This is a genomic window from Streptococcus sp. HMSC034E03 (genome assembly GCF_001811505.1).
In the GTDB taxonomy this organism is placed as follows: domain Bacteria; phylum Bacillota; class Bacilli; order Lactobacillales; family Streptococcaceae; genus Streptococcus.
Genome location: NZ_KV804997.1, coordinates 118,821 through 139,813, shown reverse-complemented (window position 1 = coordinate 139,813; position 20,993 = coordinate 118,821). Strand labels below are relative to the sequence as shown.

Here is a 20,993-nt window from a genome sequence, read left to right as displayed (position 1 = left end):
ATTTGGAGGTTCTGGAAATGAAAAAGTCTAAGGCAAAATATCTGACGCTGGCAGGCCTTGCCCTAAGTGCCGGTCTACTATTGGCGGCTTGTAGCAACTCAGCTAGTTCAACTAAAACATACAACTATGTCTATTCTAGCGATCCGTCTAGTTTGAACTATCTTGCAGAAAACCGTGCAACAACCAATGACATCGTTACCAATTTGGTAGATGGGTTGATGGAAAATGATCAATATGGTAACTACGTTCCATCCTTAGCAGAGGATTGGACTGTTTCTCAGGACGGTTTGACATACACTTATAAACTTCGTAAAGATGCTAAGTGGTATACCTCTGAAGGTGAAGAATATGCTCCAGTAACTGCCCAAGATTTTGTAACTGGTTTGAAATATGCTGCTGATAAAAAATCCGAAGCTTTGTACCTGGTTCAAGATTCTGTAGCAGGTTTGGATGACTATATCAAGGGGAAAACAACTGACTTTTCAACTGTCGGTGTTAAGGCGATTGACGACCAAACAGTTCAGTACACTTTGACACGACCAGAATCTTATTGGAATTCTAAAACAACATCAACCATTCTCTTCCCTGTCAATGCAGACTTCCTGAAATCAAAAGGGGATGATTTTGGTAAGGTGGATCCTTCTAGCATTTTGTACAATGGACCTTTCTTGATGAAATCCTTTGTTTCAAAATCTGTCATCGAATTCAAGAAAAATCCGAACTACTGGGATGAAAAAAATGTCTTTGTAGATGATGTGAAATTGGCCTATTATGATGGTAGTGACCAAGATGCACTAGCTCGTAACTTTGTAGAAGGAGTCTACAGCTACGCACGTCTTTATCCAAATAGCTCAAGCTTTGAAGGAATTAAAGAGAAGAACAAGGATAACATCATCTATAGTATGCAAAATGCAACTTCTTATTACTTGAACTTCAACTTGGACAGAAAATCTTATAACTTCACGTCTAAGTCCTCAGATATCGAAAAGAAATCAACTCAAGAAGCAGTTCTGAATAAAAACTTCCGTCAAGCCTTCAACTATGCATACAACCGTACAGCCTATGGAGCACAATCTCAAGGGGAGGACGGAGCAACGAAGATTATTCGTAACCTAGTTGTACCTCCAACATTTGTAAGTATCAACGGAAAAGACTTTGGCGATGTTGTTTCAGAAAAGATGGTCAACTATGGCCAAGAATGGCAAGGAATCAACTTTGCAGATGCACAAGACCCATACTACAATCCTGATAAAGCTAAGGCTAAATTTGCGGAAGCCAAGAAAGAATTGGAAGCTAAGGGTGTGCAATTCCCAATCCACTTGGATGTATCAGTTGACCAATCAGCTAAAAAAGGTGTACTTGAAGCAAGCTCTTTGAAACAATCCATCGAATCTGTTCTAGGAGCTGAGAATGTGGTTATCGATATCCAACAGCTATCAACAGATGACTTTGACAACTCTAGCTACCTAGCTCAAACTGCAGCTCAAAAAGACTTTGATATCTATAATGGCGGTTGGAGTGCGGACTACTTGGATCCATCAAGCTATTTAGATATCCTAAATGTCAATAACGGTGGTATGTTGCAAAACATTGGTCTAGAACCAGGTGAGGTCAATGACAAGGCTAAGGCAGTTGGTCTGGATACTTACACTCAAATGTTAGAAGATGCTAACAAGGAGCAAGAACCAGCGAAACGTTATGAAAAATATGCTGAAGTTCAAGCTTGGCTCGTTGATAGCGCCCTTGCAATTCCAAACGTTTCTAAAGGTGGAACACCTACATTGAGAAAAACAGTTCCATTCTCTGCCGCCTTCTCTCAAGCTGGTAATAAGGGTGTTGAATCCTACAAATACGTGAAATTGCAAGATAAGATTGTCACAACAGCTGAGTATGAAGAAGCTAGACAAAAATGGCTGAAAGAAAAAGAAGAATCTAATAAAAAAGCCCAAGAAGATTTTGCTAAACACGTTAAGTAATCAGTCTATTCAACAGGAAAAACGATAGTTTCTCAGGAAGCTATCGTTTTTGTATAGTTTGAAACTATAACTAGCTCTTGAAAACAAGAAAACGAAGGATCCAAAATAAGTGGTACAATAGTTACTATAGATTTGGAGGTAAAGTATGAGCAAATCATTTCATATCAACACAATTTTAGCCCAAGCAGGTATTAAGTCAGATAAAGCGACAGGTGCTTTGGTAACACCAATTCACTTTTCAACGACCTATCAGCATCCAGAATTTGGTCAATCAACTGGATTTGACTATACCCGCACCAAAAACCCAACTCGTAGCAAGGCAGAGGAAGTTTTGGCAGCTATTGAATCCGCCCACTATGCTCTAGCAACTAGTTCAGGTATGTCTGCGATTGTGTTAGCCTTTAGCGTTTTTCCAGTAGGAAGCAAGGTTTTAGCTGTCCGTGACCTTTACGGTGGCTCTTTCCGCTGGTTCAATCAAGTGGAGCAAGAAGGACGTTTCCACTTTACCTATGCCAACACAGAAGAAGAGCTAATTGCCGAGCTAGAAAAGGATGTGGATGTACTTTATATCGAAACACCAACCAACCCTTTGATGTTGGAATTTGATATTGAAAAATTGTCAAAATTAGCTCATGCTAAGGGTGCTAAAGTTGTCGTCGACAATACCTTCTATAGCCCGATTTACCAACGTCCAATTGAAGATGGAGCAGATATTGTCCTTCATTCAGCGACAAAATACCTTGCAGGTCATAATGATGTTTTAGCTGGTGTAGTTGTGACAGATAGTGCGGATCTATACGAAAAACTCTTTTACAATCTCAACACGACAGGGGCTGTTTTGTCACCATTTGATAGCTATCAGTTGATTCGTGGTCTTAAGACCTTGTCACTTCGCATGGAGCGCTCGACTGCTAATGCTCAAGAAATCGTAGCCTTTTTGGAACAATCACCTGCTGTCAAAGAAGTCTTGTATACAGGTCGTGGGGGAATGATTTCCTTTAAAGTAGCAGATGAGAAACGTATTCCTCATATCTTAAATACTTTGAAAGTATTTTCTTTTGCTGAAAGTTTAGGTGGGGTAGAAAGTCTGATTACCTACCCAACTACTCAAACCCATGCAGACATTCCTGCAGAGGTTCGCCATTCTTATGGATTGACAGATGACCTCTTGCGCTTGTCTATTGGTATTGAGGATGTTAGAGATTTGATTGAAGACTTGCGTCAAGCCTTGGAAGGATGATAAAACTATGGGAAAATATGATTTTACGACCTTGCCCAATCGTTTTGGACATCATACCTACAAATGGAAAGAAGCAGAGACTGACCGTCAAGTATTGCCAGCCTGGATCGCTGATATGGACTTTGAAGTCTTACCTGAGATTCGTCAGACAGTCCATGACTATGCTGAGCAATTAGTCTATGGCTATACCTATGCTAGTGATGGCTTGATTGAAGCCGTTCAAAACTGGGAGGAAAAACAGCACGGCTATCGCTTTGATAAGGATGCCCTAGTCTTTATCGAAGGAGTAGTACCAGCTATTTCAACAGCCATCCAAGCCTTTACCAAAGAGGGTGAAGCAGTACTCATTAACACACCAGTTTATCCTCCTTTTGCTCGCAGTATTAAGCTTAATAATCGTAGACTAATCACCAACTCTCTAGTAGAAAAAGACGGACTTTTTGAGATTGACTTTGATCAATTAGAGAAAGACTTTGTTGAAGAGGATGTGAAACTTTACGTTCTCTGCAACCCTCATAATCCTGGTGGACGTGTTTGGGAGAAGGAAGTCTTAGAGAAGATTGGACAACTTTGTCAAAAACATGGAGTTTTGTTGGTGTCTGATGAGATTCACCAAGACTTAGCCTTGTTTGGAAACAAACACCAGTCATTCAATACGGTAAATGAAGATTTTAAAGAATTTTCACTGATTTTAAGCAGCGCTACCAAGACCTTCAATATTGCGGGAACAAAGAATTCCTACGCTATTATCGAGAATCCTAAGTTAAGAGTGGCTTTCCAAAAGCGCCAGCTAGCTAATAATCAACATGAAATCTCAGGGTTGGGATATTTGGCAACAGAAGCAGCCTATCGCTCTGGTGAAGAATGGTTGTCAGAACTCAAAGAACTGATTGAGAAACACATCAATTATGTCGTCGATGTGTTTGGAAAAGAAACGAAAATCAAGGTCATGAAACCTCAAGGAACCTATCTCATTTGGCTTGATTTTTCAGCCTACGATATTCGTGATGAAGAATTAAGAAGCCTTTTAAGAGACGAAGCCAAGGTTATCCTGAACAGGGGCTTGGACTTTGGTGAAGAAGGAGCTCTCCATGCTCGCTTAAATGTAGCCATGCCGACATCTGTCTTGGAAGAAGTTTGCCAGCGAATCATTGCTACTTTCGCTAAATTTTAAGAAGCTAGCCTTTTAGGAGAAAAGTACTCCTAGAAGGCTATTTTCGTAAGAAGAAATGTGGTATAATTAAGAGATAAAGTAAAGGGGAAAATATGGCTAAATTGATTCCAGGGAAGCTTCGAATGGAGGGAGCTCAACTCTACGAAACTAGTCAGATTGAAATTATCAAAGAGAAAGACCATCGCCTCTATGCGCGTGTAGCAGATGAAGAAATTCGCTATAGCCTGGATGATGATTTGGTTTTTTGTGCTTGTGATTTTTTCCAAAAAAGAGGGTTTTGTGTGCATTTGGCAGCACTAGAGCATTACCTGAAAAATGATCCGATTGGTCAGGAACTCTTGGGAAATCTGGAAAATGTGCACGAACAGAAAGAAGAAGTTGAAACTCAGGTTACTTTTGGAGGAAAGTTTTTAGAATCCATTCAAATTCCTAGTCTTTCTGAAATCTATCAGTTGTCTGCTCAGGGGCAGATTGAAGCAGGGACTAATCGTATTATTTGGACTTTGAGGATTGGTCTTATCCAGACGCAGAAATTCTATGTAATCCGAGATATTCCCCTTTTTCTGAAGGTTTTAGAAACTAGTAAACCCTACATGATTGGGAAGTTATATGAAACTTCCTTGAATATTCGTCAGTTTGATGAAAGTAGTCAATTTGTTATAAATTTCCTTCAAGGAATTCTAGAAGATGAGGTTGAAAATACCCTTTTTTTCCAGAATCAATGTCGTCATCTTTATTTCCCGCTGTCTTTTTTTGAGCAGGGTGTTAGTCTGCTGATGGGTTTAGATGAATTTCAATTTGACCATCAGATTTCGAATTATCACCACCTTGTATTTCAAGATTTTGATGGTCAAGCAGGTTTGTTTACCTTTCAAATTGAAGAAAAGTCCAACTATTATGAGATGGAAATTGTTCAACAGGTAGGGCTTAATTCATTTTATAAGGGACAAGTCTTGTTTACTAAAGGTACATTTTATCTTCTGTCTAAAGAACAAGCTAGACTTATAGAAAAATTAAAAAAAGTATCTATCGATAAAAGTGGTAGAAAGATTTTACAATTTGATACCAGTGATCGAGATCTTTTAGCTTCGACCTTGTCGCAGTTTAAAGACATAGGAGAGGTAAAAGCCCCTGATGCGCTCCAAATTCAGTCTTTCCGTCCTTCTTTCTACATGGAAGGAGAAGAGGACGGTTCTATTCGCTTGGATATGCAGTTTCAGTATGAAACTTGCTTAGTAAGGAATCGTAATGAACTAGAGAGTCTTCCTTTTGCTAGTGATATTCAACTGGAGAAGCAAATCTTTCAATTGGCTCTATCTGCTGGATTTGAAGCAGATTTTCGTTCATGGCGTCAAAATTTGAAAGCTGATGCAGTCCATGCCTTCTTCCAGGAAGTTTTGCCAGCCTTTGCAGCACTTGGAGAATTAAAGATTTCTGAAAGCTTGCAAGACCTTTATCAGGTTCAGAAGCCTCAAGTTCACATCTCATCCAAGGGAAACCTATTAGAAATTCAATTTGATTTTCAAGATATAGATCAAGAAGAAATCGATCGAGCGATGAAAGCTCTAGTTGAGAAGCAGGATTATTACATCAGCTCTTCGAATCAGGTTTACTATTTCGATGATCAGACCAAGCGTATTCGTCAGGATTTAGAAGAATTAGGGATAGAGGACCTACAAGATGGAGCTTTTCGAGCTCGTAAATCCCTAGCTTATACCCTATCTCATCTATTTAAGGACCAGGATCAAATTTCTTTCACCGAAGAATTTCGTAATCTGGCCCATGATTTGACGCATCCAGAAGATTTTCCGATGAAAGTGCTGAATATCCAAGCAGATCTCAGGGATTATCAGAAAAAGGGAATTCAGTGGCTGCAGATGCTCCATCATTATAGCTTTGGCGGTATTTTAGCAGATGATATGGGGCTTGGGAAAACCTTGCAAACCATTGCCTTTTTAAGTAGTCAGGTTCAAGCAGATACTAGTGTCCTAATCCTTGCTCCATCTGGCTTAATCTATAACTGGGCTGATGAATTTCAAAAGTTTGCTCCAGATTTGGATGTCGCGGTCGTGCATGGCTTAAAATCTCATCGAGAGTCAATTTTGGCAGAAAATCATCAGATTTATGTGACAAGCTATGCTACTTTCCGTCAAGATAGTGAAATTTATCGAGACCTATCTTTTGATTTTCTTTTTCTAGATGAAGCTCAAGTGATGAAAAATACACAAACGAAGATTGCTCAAAGTTTGCGACGATTTGTGGTTCCATCCGTCTTTGCACTATCAGGAACACCGATTGAAAACCATCTGGGAGAACTCTGGTCGATTTTTCAGATTGTCTTACCAGGCCTCTTACCTGCTAAGAAGGAGTTTATGAAACTATCAACTGAAAGAGTGGCTCAATTTATCAAACCCTTTGTCATGAGACGCAAGAAAGAAGAGGTTTTGACAGAGTTGCCTGACTTGATTGAAGTCGTCTATAAGAATGAACTGGAGGATCAACAAAAAGCTATCTATCTTGCTCAGCTACAACAGATGCAGGAGCGTCTGGGACAGGTAAGCGATTCGGAATTTCAACGAAATCGCGTCGAAATTTTGACTGGTCTCATGCGTCTGCGTCAGATTTGTGATACACCTGCGCTCTTTATGGAGGACTACCAAGGAGAGAGCGGGAAGCTGGATAGTTTACGAGATTTGCTGGTTCAGATTGCTGAAGGTGGACATCGTGTACTTATCTTCTCTCAATTTAGAGGCATGCTAGATCGTATTGAGCAAGAGCTACCTGACTTAGGTCTGACATCCTTTAAAATTACTGGTTCAACGCCTTCTCAAGAACGTCAGGAAATGACCAAATCCTTTAATCAAGGTGAGCGCGATGTATTCTTAATTTCTCTAAAAGCAGGTGGTGTTGGTCTCAATCTTACTGGTGCTGATACAGTTATTTTGGTAGACTTGTGGTGGAACCCTGCGGTTGAATCACAGGCTATTGGTCGTGCCCATCGTATGGGACAAGAGCAGGCTGTTGAAGTTTATCGTCTTGTGACTCGAGGGACAATCGAAGAAAAGATTCAAGAATTACAAGAGAAAAAGAAAAATCTTGTTTCTGAAATCTTGGATGGAACAGAGTCTCGTGGCAGTCTGAGTCTAGCTGAAATACGAGAAATTTTAGGGATTTCATGAGCCTATACTTGAAAAATCAAGACATTACGCTATAATGGAGTATTGAAAGGAAATAAATATGACACAAAAACGATTTCCAATAGTGGCAGATGATGAAGTCATGTTGACAGAAATGCCAGTTATGAATCTCTACGATGAGTCTGATTTCATCAGTAATATAAAAGGTGATTACCAAGACAAAAACTACTTGGAATGGTCTCCGATTACTGAAGAAAAAAAGCAAGAGGAAGCCAAACCTCTTGTAAAACCGATTGAGAAAAAAGAAAAATCCTATGCTGAATTAGCGCGTGAAGAAGCTCGCGCGGATTTGAAAAAGAAGCGCTCGGCTCGATATTTGACTCAGGATGTGAGTCATACGAGACGTCAAACGAAACCAAGCCAGGTGCGTCCAGCAAATCAACCGACAGCACCTTTTCAAAAAGAAAATCCAGGAGAATTTGCGAAATATAGTCAGAAGTTAGGTCAATCTCACTATATTTTGGCAGAAACAGTTTCTCAAGTGGAACATCCAATTTCAGACGGTGAAACAAGTCGTTCCAAGAAAAACAATTATGACTTTTTAAAGAAAAGTCAAATTTATAACAAAAAAAGTAAACAAAAAGAACAAGAACGTCAAGTTGCCCAAGAGCTTAACTTGACTAGAATGAGCGAATAAAGGGGAAGAAAATGGCAAAAACCTATCATTTTATCGGAATCAAAGGATCAGGTATGAGTGCCTTGGCTTTGATGTTGCATCAAATGGGGCACAAGGTGCAAGGTTCTGATGTTGAAAAGTACTACTTTACCCAACGTGGACTAGAGCAAGCAGGGATTACAATCTTACCTTTTGATGAGAAGAACTTACAAGGGGATATGGAGATTATCGCTGGGAATGCCTTCCGTCCAGATAATAACGTTGAAATTGCCTATGCAGATCAACAGGGCTTGAGCTATAAACGTTATCATGAGTTTCTCGGTAGCTTTATGCGTGATTTCATCAGTATGGGAGTTGCTGGAGCCCACGGTAAGACTTCAACAACTGGGATGCTTTCTCACGTTTTGTCCCATATTACAGATACTAGCTTCTTGATTGGTGACGGTACTGGTCGTGGTTCTGAAAATGCCAAGTATTTTGTCTTTGAATCAGACGAGTATGAGCGCCATTTCATGCCATATCACCCAGAATATTCTATTATTACGAACATTGACTTTGACCACCCAGACTATTTCACAAGCTTAGAAGATGTCTTCAACGCCTTCAATGATTATGCCAAACAAATTACCAAAGGCTTGTTCGTTTACGGTGAAGACGCTGAGTTGCGTAAGATTACGGCTAATGCTCCGATTTACTACTATGGTTTTGAAGCAGAAGGTAATGACTTCGTAGCAAGTGACTTGCTTCGTTCTACTACAGGTTCAACCTTTACCGTTCATTTCCGTGGTCAAGAGCTAGGTCAATTCCATATTCCAACCTTTGGCCGTCACAATATCATGAATGCAACTGCGGTTATTGGATTGCTTTACATAGCAGGATTTGACTTGGATTTGGTGCGTGAACACTTGAAGACTTTTGGAGGAGTGAAACGTCGTTTTACAGAAAAGATTGTTAATGATACAGTGATTATCGATGACTTTGCTCACCATCCAACAGAAATTATTGCAACACTAGATGCTGCGCGTCAGAAATATCCAAGCAAGGAAATCGTGGCAATTTTCCAACCACATACCTTTACTCGTACAATTGCCTTGTTGGATGATTTTGCACAAGCATTAAACCAGGCTGATGCCGTTTACCTAGCACAAATCTATGGATCTGCTCGTGAGGTGGACCATGGAGATGTCAAGGTTGAAGATCTTGCAAGTAAGATTAATAAGAAAAATCAAGTAATCACAGTTGAAAATGTTTCTCCACTCCTAGACCATGACAATGCTGTCTATGTCTTTATGGGAGCTGGTGACATCCAAACTTATGAATACTCATTTGAGCGTCTCTTGTCAAACTTGACTAGCAATGTTCAATAAGGAACACCATGGAATTTTCAATCACTATTCGGGAGGTTCAGCCATCAGATTTAGAGTCAATCTGGCTGATAGGAGAAAGCAACTCTGACTCCCAAGATGAAATTAGTATAGAAGTGATAAAAGAGCGTATCCGCAAGCATGCGGGTACGTTTCTGCTAGCCAGCCTTAATGAAGAAATCATTGGTTATATCATTGGTGACGAACTCACTAAGTTCATCCAAAGTGATTCTAGGAAGCAGCTTGAAGCAGCAATTCCTGACACGAGTGACTTTATCACTATTTTAGATCTTGCCGTCCATCCTGATTATCAAGGACAAGGATTTGGAACCTTGTTGTTGGGAGCTATGAAGGAGTATGCTTTTCAGAAAAATAGACCAGGCCTCTATTTGCTGTCCAGGGATGAATTACTGGCTTACTTTGAGATGAATGGATTTCTTGACTATGGTCTAGCAGATATGCCAACTAGTAGTGAAACTTATTTTCATATGTTTTGGGCAAATCCCTATTTTCAGGAGGAAAGATGATTATTAGACAAGCAAGGCTTACAGACCTTGATCGTATCCTAGAGATTGAGTTGGAAAATTTCTCTGCTGAGGAGGCTATTCCTCGATCTGTTTTTGAAGCTCATCTCAAGGAAATTAAGACCAGTTTCTTAGTGGCTGAAAAGGAGGGACGAATCCTTGGTTACGTTGAAGGACCGGTAATGCCTCATCGACATTTACAAGACCAGTCCTTTACAGAAGACATTAAAGATTATAGCCATCAAAAAGGTGGCTATATCTCTGTGACTTGTCTATCCATTGCTAAGAAAGCTCAAGATTTAGGTGTCGGACGAAAATTATTGACCGCCTTAAAAGAGCTCGCTCTTGAGCATGAGCGTGAGGGAATCAATCTAACCTGCCATGACTATCTCATTGGGTATTATGAAAAACATGGTTTTGTAAATGAAGGAAAATCCAAGTCGACTTTTGCTGGTGAAGAATGGTATGATATGGTCTGGGAAAACACGAATTAGGCATTAGAAAGGCATCTATGGTTGCTTTTCTTTAGTTTTTAAGATATAATATTATGGATTATCAAGAAGGAGGTAATACCTTTGAGCGAAAATTCAAGAGAAGAAGAAAAGTTAAGTTTTAAAGAACAAATTTTAAGAGACTTAGAAAGATTGAAAAGAGAAGAAGAGCTTAGCGCTACCGAGAGTGGTAAGGATGTGCTTTTCTCTGATTTTAGTACTCTTTCAAAGACAGATGAACTAGTGAAAGAGCCGTCTGTAGAAGACTTGATGGAAGATTCAGTTTCACTAGTGGATGAACTATTTGCTAATGCTCCAACAGTTCCACCACGTCCATCTTTATCATCAGAAAAACCTGTTGAATCAGCTGTAGTTCCAGAAAAAGTTACGCCTGCAGAACCAGCTGTGGCTCCAGAAAAAGTTACACCTGCAGAACCAGCAGAAGTTACACCTACAGAATCCGCAGTAGCTACAGAACCAGTAGTACCTACTGTAGATCGAGTTGAATCTCATGTACCTGCTCAGCCGGTTCAAGAAGAGAAAGAGTTCAATGCTAATTCGACAAGGATTCCAGTTTCTTATCGTACGAATCAGGCAAAACCAATTCCGGCTAAAAAGACTATTAAGCCGCAACCGAAACCAACGGTTCTTGGAAAAGAAACTCCGAGTCAAGAACCAGCTGCTCCAGTTGAAACTAGAACTGAACTTCCTAGAAGAAGTCGTAAAGAGTCAGTGAAACCAATCAAGAAAAAGAAAAAATCACGCTTAAAAGGATTTTTCGTAACAGTATTTGTTTTATTGATTTTACTAGGTGTGGGTGGATTCTTCGGTTACCGTTATGTCGAATCTGCACTTCAACCAGTTGATGCAAATTCAAAACAGTATGTCACTGTTCAAATTCCAGATGGGGCCAATCTTCAGCAAATTGGTGATACATTAGAAAACTCTGGATTGGTAAAACAGGGTTTTATCTTTAGTCTCTATGCTAAGTATAAAAACTATTCTGATTTAAAATCTGGTTACTATAATTTGCAAAAGAGTATGAGTACAGATGATATCATCAAAGAATTGCAAAAGGGTGGAACGCCTCAACCTCAAGAGGTTGCACTTGCAAATCTTACAATTCCTGAAGGTTATACAATTGATCAAATTGCACAAACAGTTGGTCAGCTTCAGGGAGAGTTTAAAGAACCTTTGACTGCAGATGCCTTCTTGGCAAAAGTTCAAGATGAAACTTTTATTTCTCAATTAGTTGCTAAGTATCCAACCCTTCTTGAAAGTTTACCAACGAAGGAAAGAGGTGTTCGTTACCGTCTAGAAGGATACCTTTTCCCAGCAACATATAGCATCAAAGAAAGTACAACTGTTGAAAGCTTGATTGATGAAATGGTGGCAGCTATGGACCAAAACTTGTCAACGCGTTATACTGCAATCAAAGAAAAGAATTTGACAGTAAATGAACTCCTCACCATTGCATCACTTGTAGAAAAAGAAGGTTTGAAAACTGATGATCGTAAGCTGATCGCTGGAGTTTTCTATAATCGTTTGAACCTTGGTATGCCACTTCAGAGTAATATTGCTATTCTCTATGCAGAAGGTAAGCTAGGACAAAATATTAGCTTGGCAGATGATGCAGCAATTGATACAACAATCAATTCACCTTATAATGTTTATACAAACCTTGGCTTAATGCCTGGCCCAGTAGACAGTCCAAGTCTGGATGCAATTGAAGCAAGTATCAATCAAACTAAGAGTGACAATCTCTACTTTGTAGCTAACGTACAAGATGGCAAGGTTTACTTTGCAACGACACGAGAAGAACATGATCGAAACGTTGCAGAGCATGTTAACAGTAAATTGACACAATCAAGTAGTTCAAACTAACTCTTAGAACAAGATTTGCTATTAAATCCGTGAGTGTAGAAGAGAAACTCTCTTTTTACGGGAATAGCAAGTCACACCAGTCTTTCCGCTATGATCAGAAACGCCTGAAATTCACAAGTTTTAGGCGTTCGGAAAGTTTGAGACTGACACAGTTTTAGAAACTATTTTAGATTGAGTTCAGAAATGAAAGTTTCAGTGCTCAATGTCTACCTAGGGATTTTTCAAGAAATCACTAGCAACCATCATGACTTACGAAAAGTCATAAAAAGAAAATTATGTGGTTTACCACATAATTTTGCTTTACTACCTATAAAAATATAATTTAATTAAAAGAAAGTTGAGAAAAATGGCAGAAAAAACATACCCTATGACCCTTGAGGAGAAGGAAAAACTCGAAAAAGAATTAGAGGAGTTGAAACTAGTTCGTCGTCCAGAAGTTGTTGAACGCATCAAGATTGCTCGTTCATATGGTGACTTGTCAGAAAACAGTGAATACGAAGCAGCGAAAGACGAGCAGGCTTTTGTTGAAGGACAAATCTCAAGCTTGGAAACAAAAATCCGTTATGCTGAGATTGTTAACAGTGATGCAGTTGCTCAAGATGAAGTTGCAATCGGTCGAACTGTCACTATCCAAGAAATTGGCGAGGACGAAGAAGAAGTATACATCATCGTGGGTTCAGCGGGTGCGGATGCCTTTGCAGGAAAAGTATCAAATGAAAGTCCAATCGGGCAAGCCTTGATTGGTAAGAAAACAGGCGATACAGCTACAATTGAAACACCTGTTGGTAGCTACGATGTTAAAATCTTAAAAGTTGAAAAAACAGTTTAATAGGAATGAAAAGAAGGAGTAGATGTAGGGAAAGCGCTTCCCATCACTCCTTTTCTTAATTCTAAAAATTAGAGGAGACTATATGAATTCAGAAAATAAGCACAAAAAGAAGAATAAAATGGAACGTGGGTTAACCAATCGCCATGTTCAGGTTATGGCCATTGCAGGAACAATTGGAACAGGATTGTTTCTAGGAGCTGGCCGTTCCATTAGTTTGACAGGTCCGTCAATCGTCTTGGTCTATATGATTACGGGTGGCTTCATGTATCTTATGATGCGCGCTATCGGGGAAATGTTGTACCAAGATCCGGAGCAACACACCTTTATCAACTTTATTACGCGTTATCTTGGTCAGGGATGGGGTTACTTCTCAGTCTGGTCTTACTGGCTCTCAGTAGTCTTTATTGGAATGGCCGAGATTACGGCTATTGCTCACTATGTTCAGTTTTGGTTTCCATCTTGGCCCTCTTGGTTGATTCAGGTTGTATTTCTGACAATACTCGGTTTGGTGAACTTGATTGCTGTTAAAATCTTTGGTGAAGTAGAATTTTGGTTTGCTATGATTAAAATTGTGGCCATTCTTGCCATGATTGCAACAGGTGTTTTTCTAGTTTTGACTGGCTTTGAAACGCCTTATGGTTCAGCAAGCCTTGCCAATATCAGTGATCATTTCTCCCTTTTCCCAAATGGGGGTATGAACTTTGTCATGGCCTTTCAAATGGTTTTCTTTGCTTACTTGATGATTGAGTTTATCGGTGTTACAACATCTGAAACCAAAGATCCTCGAAAAGTATTGCCTAAGGCGGTTAAGGAAATTCCTTTGCGAATTATCTTTTTCTACGGTGGAGCTCTCTTAGCCATCATGTCTATTATTCCTTGGCGTGAGCTTTCTGCAACAGATTCACCATTTGTGACAGTGTTTGAACTTGTTGGTCTTAAGTGGGCAGCAGCCTTGATTAACTTTGTTGTCTTGACTTCAGCAGCGTCAGCCTTGAATTCAACCCTTTACTCAACAGGTCGTCACTTGTACCAAATTGCCCATGATTCACCAAATCGTTTCTTGAAAGCTATTAAGGCAGACACGCTCTCACGTCACAACGTTCCTCAGAATGCAATCATTGCTTCTGCCGTATTGATTGGTTTTGCAGCCTTCATCAATGTACTTCCTGGAGTATCAGATGCCTTTGCTTTGATTACAGCTTCTTCATCAGGTGTTTATATCGCCATCTACATCTTGATCATGGTAGCCCATCTCAAGTATCGCAAGTCTAAAGACTTCATGGCAAATGGCTATCTCATGCCTCAATACCGCTTGCTAAATCCTCTGACCATGCTCTTCTTTATCTTTGTATTTGGAACACTCTTTTTACAAGACTCTACATTTGTAGGAGCAATCGGTTCAGCTATCTGGATTGTCGCATTTGGTATTTATAGCCAATGGAAATTTAGAAAATAAGTTTTACTCTCATCAACTTAGGTTGGTGAGTTTTTTAGTTTGACAGTTCTTCAAAATAGGAATATAATCAAGGCGTAAGTGTCTTTGAGGAGGTTTTGATGCACATTAGATTGGATAATACAGAGTCTCAGAAAGCGCAAGAAATTGGGGATTTGATTCGCTCCTATAATCGTTCTAAGAGAGAAGCAGCTGAAAGTGAGCCACTTAACCTTTATGTCGAAGATGATAGCGGTCAAGTCATGGCTGGTTTAGTAGCAGAGACCTTTGGAAATTGGCTAGAAATTGAGTATTTATTTGTGAAAGAGGATTTGCGAGGACAAGGAATCGGCTCCCAACTATTGCAGCAAGCAGAGAGTGAAGCTAAGAATCGAAACTGTCGTTTTGCTTTTGTCAATACTTACCAGTTTCAAGCTCCAGATTTTTATAAAAGGCATGGCTACAAGGAAGTCCTTAGGTTACAAGACTATCCCTACACAGGACAAAGGCACTATTATCAAAAAGATTTATAACATAAAAATAGAGATTGAAGCAAAGATTGCTATTCGATTAACAATAGAGGTGGATAATGGATATCATACTAGACATGGGAAATGTTTTATTAGAATGGAATAAGGATAAGATTTTACGAGGTGTGGTAAAAACAGAGAAGGATTATATGATATTGGACAAGGCGATCTTTCAATCAGGTCTTTGGGAAAGATTAGATCTCGGAACCCTGACCAGAGAGGATTTGATCTTGAAAGTGGTTTCCATGATTGGAAGCATATATCAAGAAAAGGTTCAAGAAGTAGTCTGGAATTGGCCTTCTTACATTGAGATTTACACTGAAGTCTTTCCTCTCCTGGTACGTTTAAAGGAAAAAGGCCATCGTATTTTTGTTTTGTCAAATACATCACCAGTTTTTTATGAATTATTAGAGGAACAACTCTCTCCTTTAAATGAAATCTTAGATGGATTCGTTCTTTCTTGTGATATCAAGGCTGTCAAACCTGATCGAAAAATGTTTGAAGAAATCCTCCATAAATATCAGTTGGATCCAGTAAATTGTATTTTTCTGGATGATGTAAAAGATAATACCAAGATGGCAGAAAGTTTAGGTATCAAAGCCTATCAAGTAAAACACAGAAGCGATCTCGTAGGTATTTTACAAAGATTTGAATAAACAGAAAACTCTCTATCATTTAGGTGATAGAGAGTTTTTGTTAAAAAAACCGCACAATATGTAATATATATATTGCATATTGTAAATTATATGATATAATGAACTTAGAAAGAAGCGCGACTTTTTAAAATTATAAAGGAGGTAAGAAGTGGCTAAGAATTTAAAATTAAAGTTAGCTCGAGTGGAGCTTGACATGACACAAGGTGATTTGGCAGAAGCTGTAGGTGTCACTAGGCAGACTATCGGTTTGATAGAAGCAGGAAAGTATAATCCCTCGCTTTCACTTTGCCAATCCATTTGCAGGTGCTTAGGCAAAACGCTAGATCAACTATTTTGGGAGGAAGAAGATGAAAAATAGATTTTATTATTATCAATTATTAGATGAAAGAGAAGAGCAACTGATGAATAAAGCAGGTGCGGAAACTTTTCATATCTCTATCGGATTGTTGTTTCTAGCTTATTTCATAGCAGTGTTAGCACCAAGCCTTTTTAATCCAAGTATGCTTCTCGTTATTATTATCATAGGGACTTTTTACTTTTTCACCCGTGCTCGCAATCTCGGTGTGACCTACTATAGTCGTTTTCATTTTACGATTTTGGGTTGTTTTTTCCTGACCTTGGCTATTACGGCTCTTTTAATGTTACAGAATTATCAATTCAATATCGAAATTTATCAGCACAATCCTCTGAACGTTAAATACTTGTCTGCTTGGGTCATTACCTATCTCCTTTATCTTCCTTGGGTCTTTCTTGGAAACTTAGGCTTAAAAAGTTATGGTGAATGGGCTCAGAAGAAATATGAAAAAGATATGGATGAGCTCGAGAGCATGGAATAGCTTGTTAGCTTTTTATCAATATCGATAAAATGTGTTATAATAGTACTAATTTATGATAAAAGAAGAAATATTTTCTTTTTTTTGCAAATAAGGAAGAAGGACAGTATATGTACCAAGATGACAGTTTAACATTGCACACAGATTTGTATCAGATTAACATGATGCAGGTTTACTTCGACCAAGGGATTCATAACAAGAAAGCGGTTTTTGAAGTTTATTTCCGCCAACAACCTTTTAAAAACGGTTATGCTGTTTTTGCAGGTTTGGAACGAATTGTGAAATACCTTGAAAACTTGCGTTTCTCAGATAGCGATATTGCTTATTTGGAGTCACTTGGTTATCATGGTGCCTTCTTGGAATATCTCCGTAATCTTAAGTTGGAATTGACTGTACGTTCTGCTCAAGAAGGGGATTTGGTCTTTGCTAATGAACCAATCGTTCAAGTGGAGGGACCTTTGGCTCAGTGCCAATTAGTGGAAACAGCCCTTTTGAACATTGTCAACTTTCAAACCTTGATTGCGACTAAGGCTGCCCGTATTCGTTCAGTCATTGAAGATGAGCCTTTGATGGAGTTCGGTACACGTCGTGCGCAAGAAATGGATGCTGCTATCTGGGGAACTCGTGCGGCTGTTATTGGTGGTGCCAATGGAACTAGTAATGTACGCGCAGGTAAGCTCTTTGGTATTCCTGTTCTAGGGACTCATGCTCACGCCTTGGTACAAGTCTATGGCAATGATTATCAGGCTTTCAAGGCTTATGCCTCAACTCACAAAAACTGTGTATTCCTAGTGGATACCTATGATACTCTTCGGATCGGTGTTCCAGCAGCAATTCAGGTTGCGCGTGAACTTGGTGATAAGATTAATTTCCTTGGTGTTCGTATTGACTCTGGAGATATCGCCTATATTTCTAAAAAAGTTCGTCAACAACTGGATGAGGCAGGATTTACAGATGCTAAGATTTACGCATCAAATGATCTTGATGAAAATACCATCCTTAACCTCAAGATGCAGAAAGCTAAGATTGATGTCTGGGGTGTAGGTACTAAGCTCATCACTGCTTATGACCAACCAGCACTTGGAGCAGTCTACAAGGTTGTTGCCATCGAAGATGAGAACGGTCATATGCGCAATACCATCAAGCTTTCAAACAATGCAGAGAAGGTTTCAACGCCAGGGAAGAAACAAGTTTGGCGCATCACCAGTCGTGAAAAAGGCAAGTCAGAAGGTGATTATATTACCTATGATGGTGTCGACGTTGCTAGCATGACTGAAATCAAGATGTTCCATCCAACCTATACTTACATCAAGAAAACTGTCCGTAATTTTGATGCTGTTCCTCTCTTGGTTGACATTTTCAAGGATGGTAAGCTGGTTTATGACTTACCAAGTCTGCCTGAAGTTCAAGCCTATGCTCGTAAGGAATTTGATAAGCTCTGGGATGAATACAAACGTGTTCTTAACCCACAACATTACCCTGTCGACTTGGCTCGTGATGTATGGCAAGACAAGATGGACTTGATTGATAAAATGCGTAAGGAAGCTCTAGGTGAAGGAGAAGAAGAATGAGTTTGCAAGAGACTATTATCCAAGAACTGGGGGTTAAACCAGTGATTGATGCCCAGGAAGAAATCCGTCGTTCGATTGACTTTTTGAAAAGATACTTGAAAAAACATCCTTTTTTAAAGACATTTGTCTTAGGAATTTCTGGGGGACAGGACTCGACCTTGGCAGGACGCTTGGCTCAATTAGCCATAGAAGAAATGCGAGCTGAAACCGGTGATGATAGTTATAAATTTATCGCTGTTCGTTTGCCTTATGGAGTGCAAGCTGACGAGGATGATGCTCAAAAAGCCTTAGCTTTTATCCAGCCAGATGTGAGCTTGGTCATTAATATCAAAGAATCTGCTGATGCTATGACAGCAGCAGTGGAAGCAACAGGAAGTCCTGTTTCAGATTTCAACAAGGGAAATATTAAGGCGCGTAGTCGTATGATTGCCCAATATGCCCTTGCAGGTGCTCATAGCGGAGCTGTTATCGGAACAGACCATGCTGCGGAAAATATCACAGGTTTCTTTACTAAATTTGGTGACGGTGGTGCAGATATTCTCCCACTTTATCGCCTCAATAAACGCCAAGGGAAACAACTCTTGAAGGAACTTGGAGCTGATCCAGCCCTCTATGAAAAAGTTCCAACAGCAGATTTGGAAGAAGAAAAACCAGGTATTGCAGACGAAGTAGCCTTGGGAGTCACTTACAATGAAATTGATGATTACCTCGAAGGTAAACAAGTCAGCCCAGAAGCCCAAGCTACCATTGAAAAATGGTGGTACAAAGGCCAACACAAACGCCACCTACCAATTACTGTGTTTGATACGTTTTGGGAGTAAAAACCTCCGGGGGAGGTTTTTACCCCGAGTCTAGAAACAGGAGAACGAGGAAAGTCCGGAGGACCTTTTTCACTTTATAACTTGCAATAGGAGACTGAGATAGGTCAATGTAAGTTTGAGCCCATCCATAAAATAGAAAGCGAGTTACGATTATGAAAGCACTAGGGACACAACCTATAGAAACTGAACGATTGATCTTGAGGAGATTTGTGGAAGATGATGCTCAAGCTATGTTTGAGAATTGGGCTTCTCGTCTAGATAATCTAACCTATGTTACTTGGGATCCACACCTGAATGTCGAACAGACTCGAAATTCTATTGGCAATTGGGTAAAAACCTATGACGATCCAAATTGCTACAAATGGGCCATCTGTCTCAAAGAAAATCCAGACTATGTCATTGGAGATATTAGTCTGGTCAGTGTGGATAAAGAAAACTCTAGCTGTGAGATCGGATATATCTTGGGGATGGACTACTGGGGACGAGGACTCATGACAGAAGCCTTGAAGGCAGTTTTATCATACTGTCTAGATGAGATTGGATTTGAAGAGGTTGATGCTTGCTATGTAAGTCTAAACCCAGCATCTGGTCGTGTTATGGAAAAGGTGGGTATGGCTTTTTGGAAGACGATTCCAAATGCAGTTGAACGAAAAGGTTATATCGCTGATAAAATTTATTATCAAATCAAAAAATAAGATGGAAAAGAATAACTTTTCCATCTTATTTTTTATAATATACTTTTTAATCAAAATAAAGTAAATCTTTGCTGGTACTTGTAAAGAGGTCGAAGCCATCCTTCGTTACAACACCACAGTCTTCGATGCGGACACCGACTTTACCAGGGATGTAGATACCAGGCTCAACTGAGAAGCACATGCCTTCTTCGATAACCATGTCGTTTCCTTCCATGATGGATGGGAATTCGTGTACATCCATACCGATACCATGACCGAGACGGTGGTTAAAGTACTCACCGTAGCCAGCTTTTTCAATCACTTCACGAGCTGCGCGGTCTACTTCATGAGCTGTCACACCAGGTTTGATAAAGTCAAGGGCAGCTTGTTGGGCTTCCAGAGTCAAGTTGTAAATATCTTTCTTGAACTGGTCAGGTTTACCAACAGCGACTGTACGAGTCATATCTGATGCATAACCATTGACCATCACACCGAGGTCAAAGAGGAGAAGGGCATTGTTTTCAACCTTGTTAGCTCCAGGGATACCATGCGGATTTGCAGCGTTATCACCTGTTAAAACCATAGTATCAAAGCTCATTTCATAGCCTTCACGTTTCATAGCAAAGTCGATTTGTGCAATGATATCTGTTTCCGTATTATCAAGAGAGATATTGTCAAAACCAACTTTAACAGACTTGTCGGCGTAAACACCTGCAACCATCATCTTTTGCACTTCATCTGCTGATTTGATCAAGCGCATACGTTGGATCAATGGAGTTAAGTTCTCAAACTCAGCACTTTCAAAGACAGTTTTCAAACCGTGATATTTAGTCAAGATGAGATTGTCAAACTCAACTGCTACACGTTTGAAATCAAGCTGTGGAAGAGCATTTTGGATTTTCTTCCAAGGATTTTCAGAGTCCACGTAGCCAACTACTGGGAAAGAGACAGTGCTAGTCGCACGTTCAACCTCAAGTGCTGGAACGAAGAGAAGCGGTTCCTGATCTGCAAGGACAAAAAGGAACATTTGACGTTCGTGTGGATCACTGTAAAAGCCAGTGAGGTAATTAATTGTGACGGGGTCAGATACGACAGCGACGTCTAGCTTTTCTGATTCAAGATAAGTTAAGATTTGTTGTAATTTAGACATATTCTACCTTCTTTCTACCCCTCTATTTTTG

The 20,993-nt window shown here is 39.7% G+C and carries 19 protein-coding genes; 18 read left to right on the top strand and 1 reads right to left on the bottom strand.

Annotated elements, in window-relative coordinates; translation table 11 throughout:
• Window positions 1–17 precede the first annotated feature (17 nt).
• The 18 genes from HMPREF2805_RS08675 (at window position 18) to HMPREF2805_RS08590 (ending at window position 19,833) form a co-directional block, all read left to right on the top strand.
• Window positions 18–1,976, top strand: coding sequence for a peptide ABC transporter substrate-binding protein (locus HMPREF2805_RS08675; protein WP_075232192.1), 1,959 nt, complete (start codon window positions 18–20; stop codon window positions 1,974–1,976).
• 145 nt (window positions 1,977–2,121) lie between these two features.
• Window positions 2,122–3,216, top strand: a complete 1,095-nt coding sequence (locus HMPREF2805_RS08670; protein ID WP_075232191.1) for a cystathionine gamma-synthase — start codon at window positions 2,122–2,124, stop codon at window positions 3,214–3,216.
• A 7-nt stretch (window positions 3,217–3,223) separates the two neighbouring features.
• Window positions 3,224–4,390, top strand: a complete 1,167-nt coding sequence (locus tag HMPREF2805_RS08665) for a MalY/PatB family protein (RefSeq protein ID WP_045763860.1) — start codon at window positions 3,224–3,226, stop codon at window positions 4,388–4,390.
• 92 nt (window positions 4,391–4,482) lie between these two features.
• Window positions 4,483–7,569 (top strand): pilus expression-regulating Snf2 family helicase, encoded by a 3,087-nt coding sequence (locus HMPREF2805_RS08660; RefSeq protein WP_075232190.1) that lies wholly within the window; start codon window positions 4,483–4,485, stop codon window positions 7,567–7,569.
• 58 nt (window positions 7,570–7,627) lie between these two features.
• Window positions 7,628–8,224: a divisome accessory protein ZapJ gene (locus HMPREF2805_RS08655; RefSeq protein ID WP_075232189.1), complete on the top strand. Its 597-nt coding sequence runs from the start codon at window positions 7,628–7,630 to the stop codon at window positions 8,222–8,224.
• 11 nt (window positions 8,225–8,235) lie between these two features.
• A complete protein-coding gene (gene murC / locus HMPREF2805_RS08650) occupies window positions 8,236–9,570 on the top strand; it encodes a UDP-N-acetylmuramate--L-alanine ligase (RefSeq protein WP_075232188.1) in 1,335 nt (444 codons plus the stop codon).
• 8 nt (window positions 9,571–9,578) lie between these two features.
• A complete protein-coding gene (locus HMPREF2805_RS08645; protein WP_075232187.1) occupies window positions 9,579–10,094 on the top strand; it encodes a GNAT family N-acetyltransferase in 516 nt (171 codons plus the stop codon).
• On the top strand, window positions 10,091–10,585 hold the full coding sequence (locus HMPREF2805_RS08640; RefSeq protein WP_075232186.1) for a GNAT family N-acetyltransferase: 495 nt from the start codon (window positions 10,091–10,093) through the stop codon (window positions 10,583–10,585). Before HMPREF2805_RS08645 ends, HMPREF2805_RS08640 begins: the two co-directional genes overlap by 4 nt.
• Before the next feature lie 75 nt (window positions 10,586–10,660).
• A complete protein-coding gene (gene mltG / locus HMPREF2805_RS08635) occupies window positions 10,661–12,466 on the top strand; it encodes an endolytic transglycosylase MltG (protein WP_398577617.1) in 1,806 nt (601 codons plus the stop codon).
• 346 nt (window positions 12,467–12,812) lie between these two features.
• Window positions 12,813–13,295, top strand: coding sequence for a transcription elongation factor GreA (gene greA / locus HMPREF2805_RS08630; RefSeq protein WP_075229222.1), 483 nt, complete (start codon window positions 12,813–12,815; stop codon window positions 13,293–13,295).
• An 82-nt stretch (window positions 13,296–13,377) separates the two neighbouring features.
• Window positions 13,378–14,751, top strand: a complete 1,374-nt coding sequence (locus tag HMPREF2805_RS08625; protein WP_075232184.1) for an amino acid permease — start codon at window positions 13,378–13,380, stop codon at window positions 14,749–14,751.
• Between the two features lie 98 nt (window positions 14,752–14,849).
• The gene (locus HMPREF2805_RS08620) at window positions 14,850–15,260 is read left to right on the top strand and encodes a GNAT family N-acetyltransferase (protein ID WP_075232183.1); all 411 of its coding nucleotides are present in this window, start codon (window positions 14,850–14,852) and stop codon (window positions 15,258–15,260) included.
• A gap of 56 nt (window positions 15,261–15,316) precedes the next feature.
• The gene (locus HMPREF2805_RS08615; RefSeq protein WP_075232182.1) at window positions 15,317–15,913 is read left to right on the top strand and encodes an HAD family hydrolase; all 597 of its coding nucleotides are present in this window, start codon (window positions 15,317–15,319) and stop codon (window positions 15,911–15,913) included.
• Window positions 15,914–16,061: 148 nt separating this feature from the next.
• On the top strand, window positions 16,062–16,271 hold the full coding sequence (locus HMPREF2805_RS08610; RefSeq protein WP_001107501.1) for a helix-turn-helix transcriptional regulator: 210 nt from the start codon (window positions 16,062–16,064) through the stop codon (window positions 16,269–16,271).
• Window positions 16,261–16,749, top strand: a complete 489-nt coding sequence (locus HMPREF2805_RS08605; RefSeq protein ID WP_075232181.1) for a DUF6773 family protein — start codon at window positions 16,261–16,263, stop codon at window positions 16,747–16,749. Before HMPREF2805_RS08610 ends, HMPREF2805_RS08605 begins: the two co-directional genes overlap by 11 nt.
• Window positions 16,750–16,856: 107 nt before the next feature.
• A complete protein-coding gene (locus tag HMPREF2805_RS08600; protein ID WP_075232180.1) occupies window positions 16,857–18,317 on the top strand; it encodes a nicotinate phosphoribosyltransferase in 1,461 nt (486 codons plus the stop codon).
• On the top strand, window positions 18,314–19,138 hold the full coding sequence (nadE, locus tag HMPREF2805_RS08595) for an ammonia-dependent NAD(+) synthetase (protein ID WP_075232179.1): 825 nt from the start codon (window positions 18,314–18,316) through the stop codon (window positions 19,136–19,138). The genes HMPREF2805_RS08600 and nadE overlap by 4 nt, the downstream gene beginning before the upstream one ends.
• Before the next feature lie 152 nt (window positions 19,139–19,290).
• Window positions 19,291–19,833, top strand: coding sequence for a GNAT family N-acetyltransferase (locus HMPREF2805_RS08590; RefSeq protein WP_075232178.1), 543 nt, complete (start codon window positions 19,291–19,293; stop codon window positions 19,831–19,833).
• A gap of 46 nt (window positions 19,834–19,879) precedes the next feature.
• Here the strand turns inward: HMPREF2805_RS08590 and HMPREF2805_RS08585 are convergent, their stop codons facing one another.
• A complete protein-coding gene (locus tag HMPREF2805_RS08585) occupies window positions 19,880–20,962 on the bottom strand; it encodes a M24 family metallopeptidase (protein ID WP_075232177.1) in 1,083 nt (360 codons plus the stop codon).
• Between the last annotated feature and the right edge of the window lie 31 nt (window positions 20,963–20,993).

Coding starts and splice junctions, on each gene's coding strand:
- HMPREF2805_RS08675 (WP_075232192.1), top strand. CDS start 18: ATGAAAAAGTCTAAGGCAAAATATCTGACGCTGGCAGGCCTTGCCCTA.
- HMPREF2805_RS08670 (WP_075232191.1), top strand. CDS start 2,122: ATGAGCAAATCATTTCATATCAACACAATTTTAGCCCAAGCAGGTATT.
- HMPREF2805_RS08665 (WP_045763860.1), top strand. CDS start 3,224: ATGGGAAAATATGATTTTACGACCTTGCCCAATCGTTTTGGACATCAT.
- HMPREF2805_RS08660 (WP_075232190.1), top strand. CDS start 4,483: ATGGCTAAATTGATTCCAGGGAAGCTTCGAATGGAGGGAGCTCAACTC.
- HMPREF2805_RS08655 (WP_075232189.1), top strand. CDS start 7,628: ATGACACAAAAACGATTTCCAATAGTGGCAGATGATGAAGTCATGTTG.
- murC (WP_075232188.1), top strand. CDS start 8,236: ATGGCAAAAACCTATCATTTTATCGGAATCAAAGGATCAGGTATGAGT.
- HMPREF2805_RS08645 (WP_075232187.1), top strand. CDS start 9,579: ATGGAATTTTCAATCACTATTCGGGAGGTTCAGCCATCAGATTTAGAG.
- HMPREF2805_RS08640 (WP_075232186.1), top strand. CDS start 10,091: ATGATTATTAGACAAGCAAGGCTTACAGACCTTGATCGTATCCTAGAG.
- greA (WP_075229222.1), top strand. CDS start 12,813: ATGGCAGAAAAAACATACCCTATGACCCTTGAGGAGAAGGAAAAACTC.
- HMPREF2805_RS08625 (WP_075232184.1), top strand. CDS start 13,378: ATGAATTCAGAAAATAAGCACAAAAAGAAGAATAAAATGGAACGTGGG.
- HMPREF2805_RS08620 (WP_075232183.1), top strand. CDS start 14,850: ATGCACATTAGATTGGATAATACAGAGTCTCAGAAAGCGCAAGAAATT.
- HMPREF2805_RS08615 (WP_075232182.1), top strand. CDS start 15,317: ATGGATATCATACTAGACATGGGAAATGTTTTATTAGAATGGAATAAG.
- HMPREF2805_RS08605 (WP_075232181.1), top strand. CDS start 16,261: ATGAAAAATAGATTTTATTATTATCAATTATTAGATGAAAGAGAAGAG.
- HMPREF2805_RS08600 (WP_075232180.1), top strand. CDS start 16,857: ATGTACCAAGATGACAGTTTAACATTGCACACAGATTTGTATCAGATT.
- nadE (WP_075232179.1), top strand. CDS start 18,314: ATGAGTTTGCAAGAGACTATTATCCAAGAACTGGGGGTTAAACCAGTG.
- HMPREF2805_RS08590 (WP_075232178.1), top strand. CDS start 19,291: ATGAAAGCACTAGGGACACAACCTATAGAAACTGAACGATTGATCTTG.
- HMPREF2805_RS08585 (WP_075232177.1), bottom strand. CDS start 20,962: ATGTCTAAATTACAACAAATCTTAACTTATCTTGAATCAGAAAAGCTA.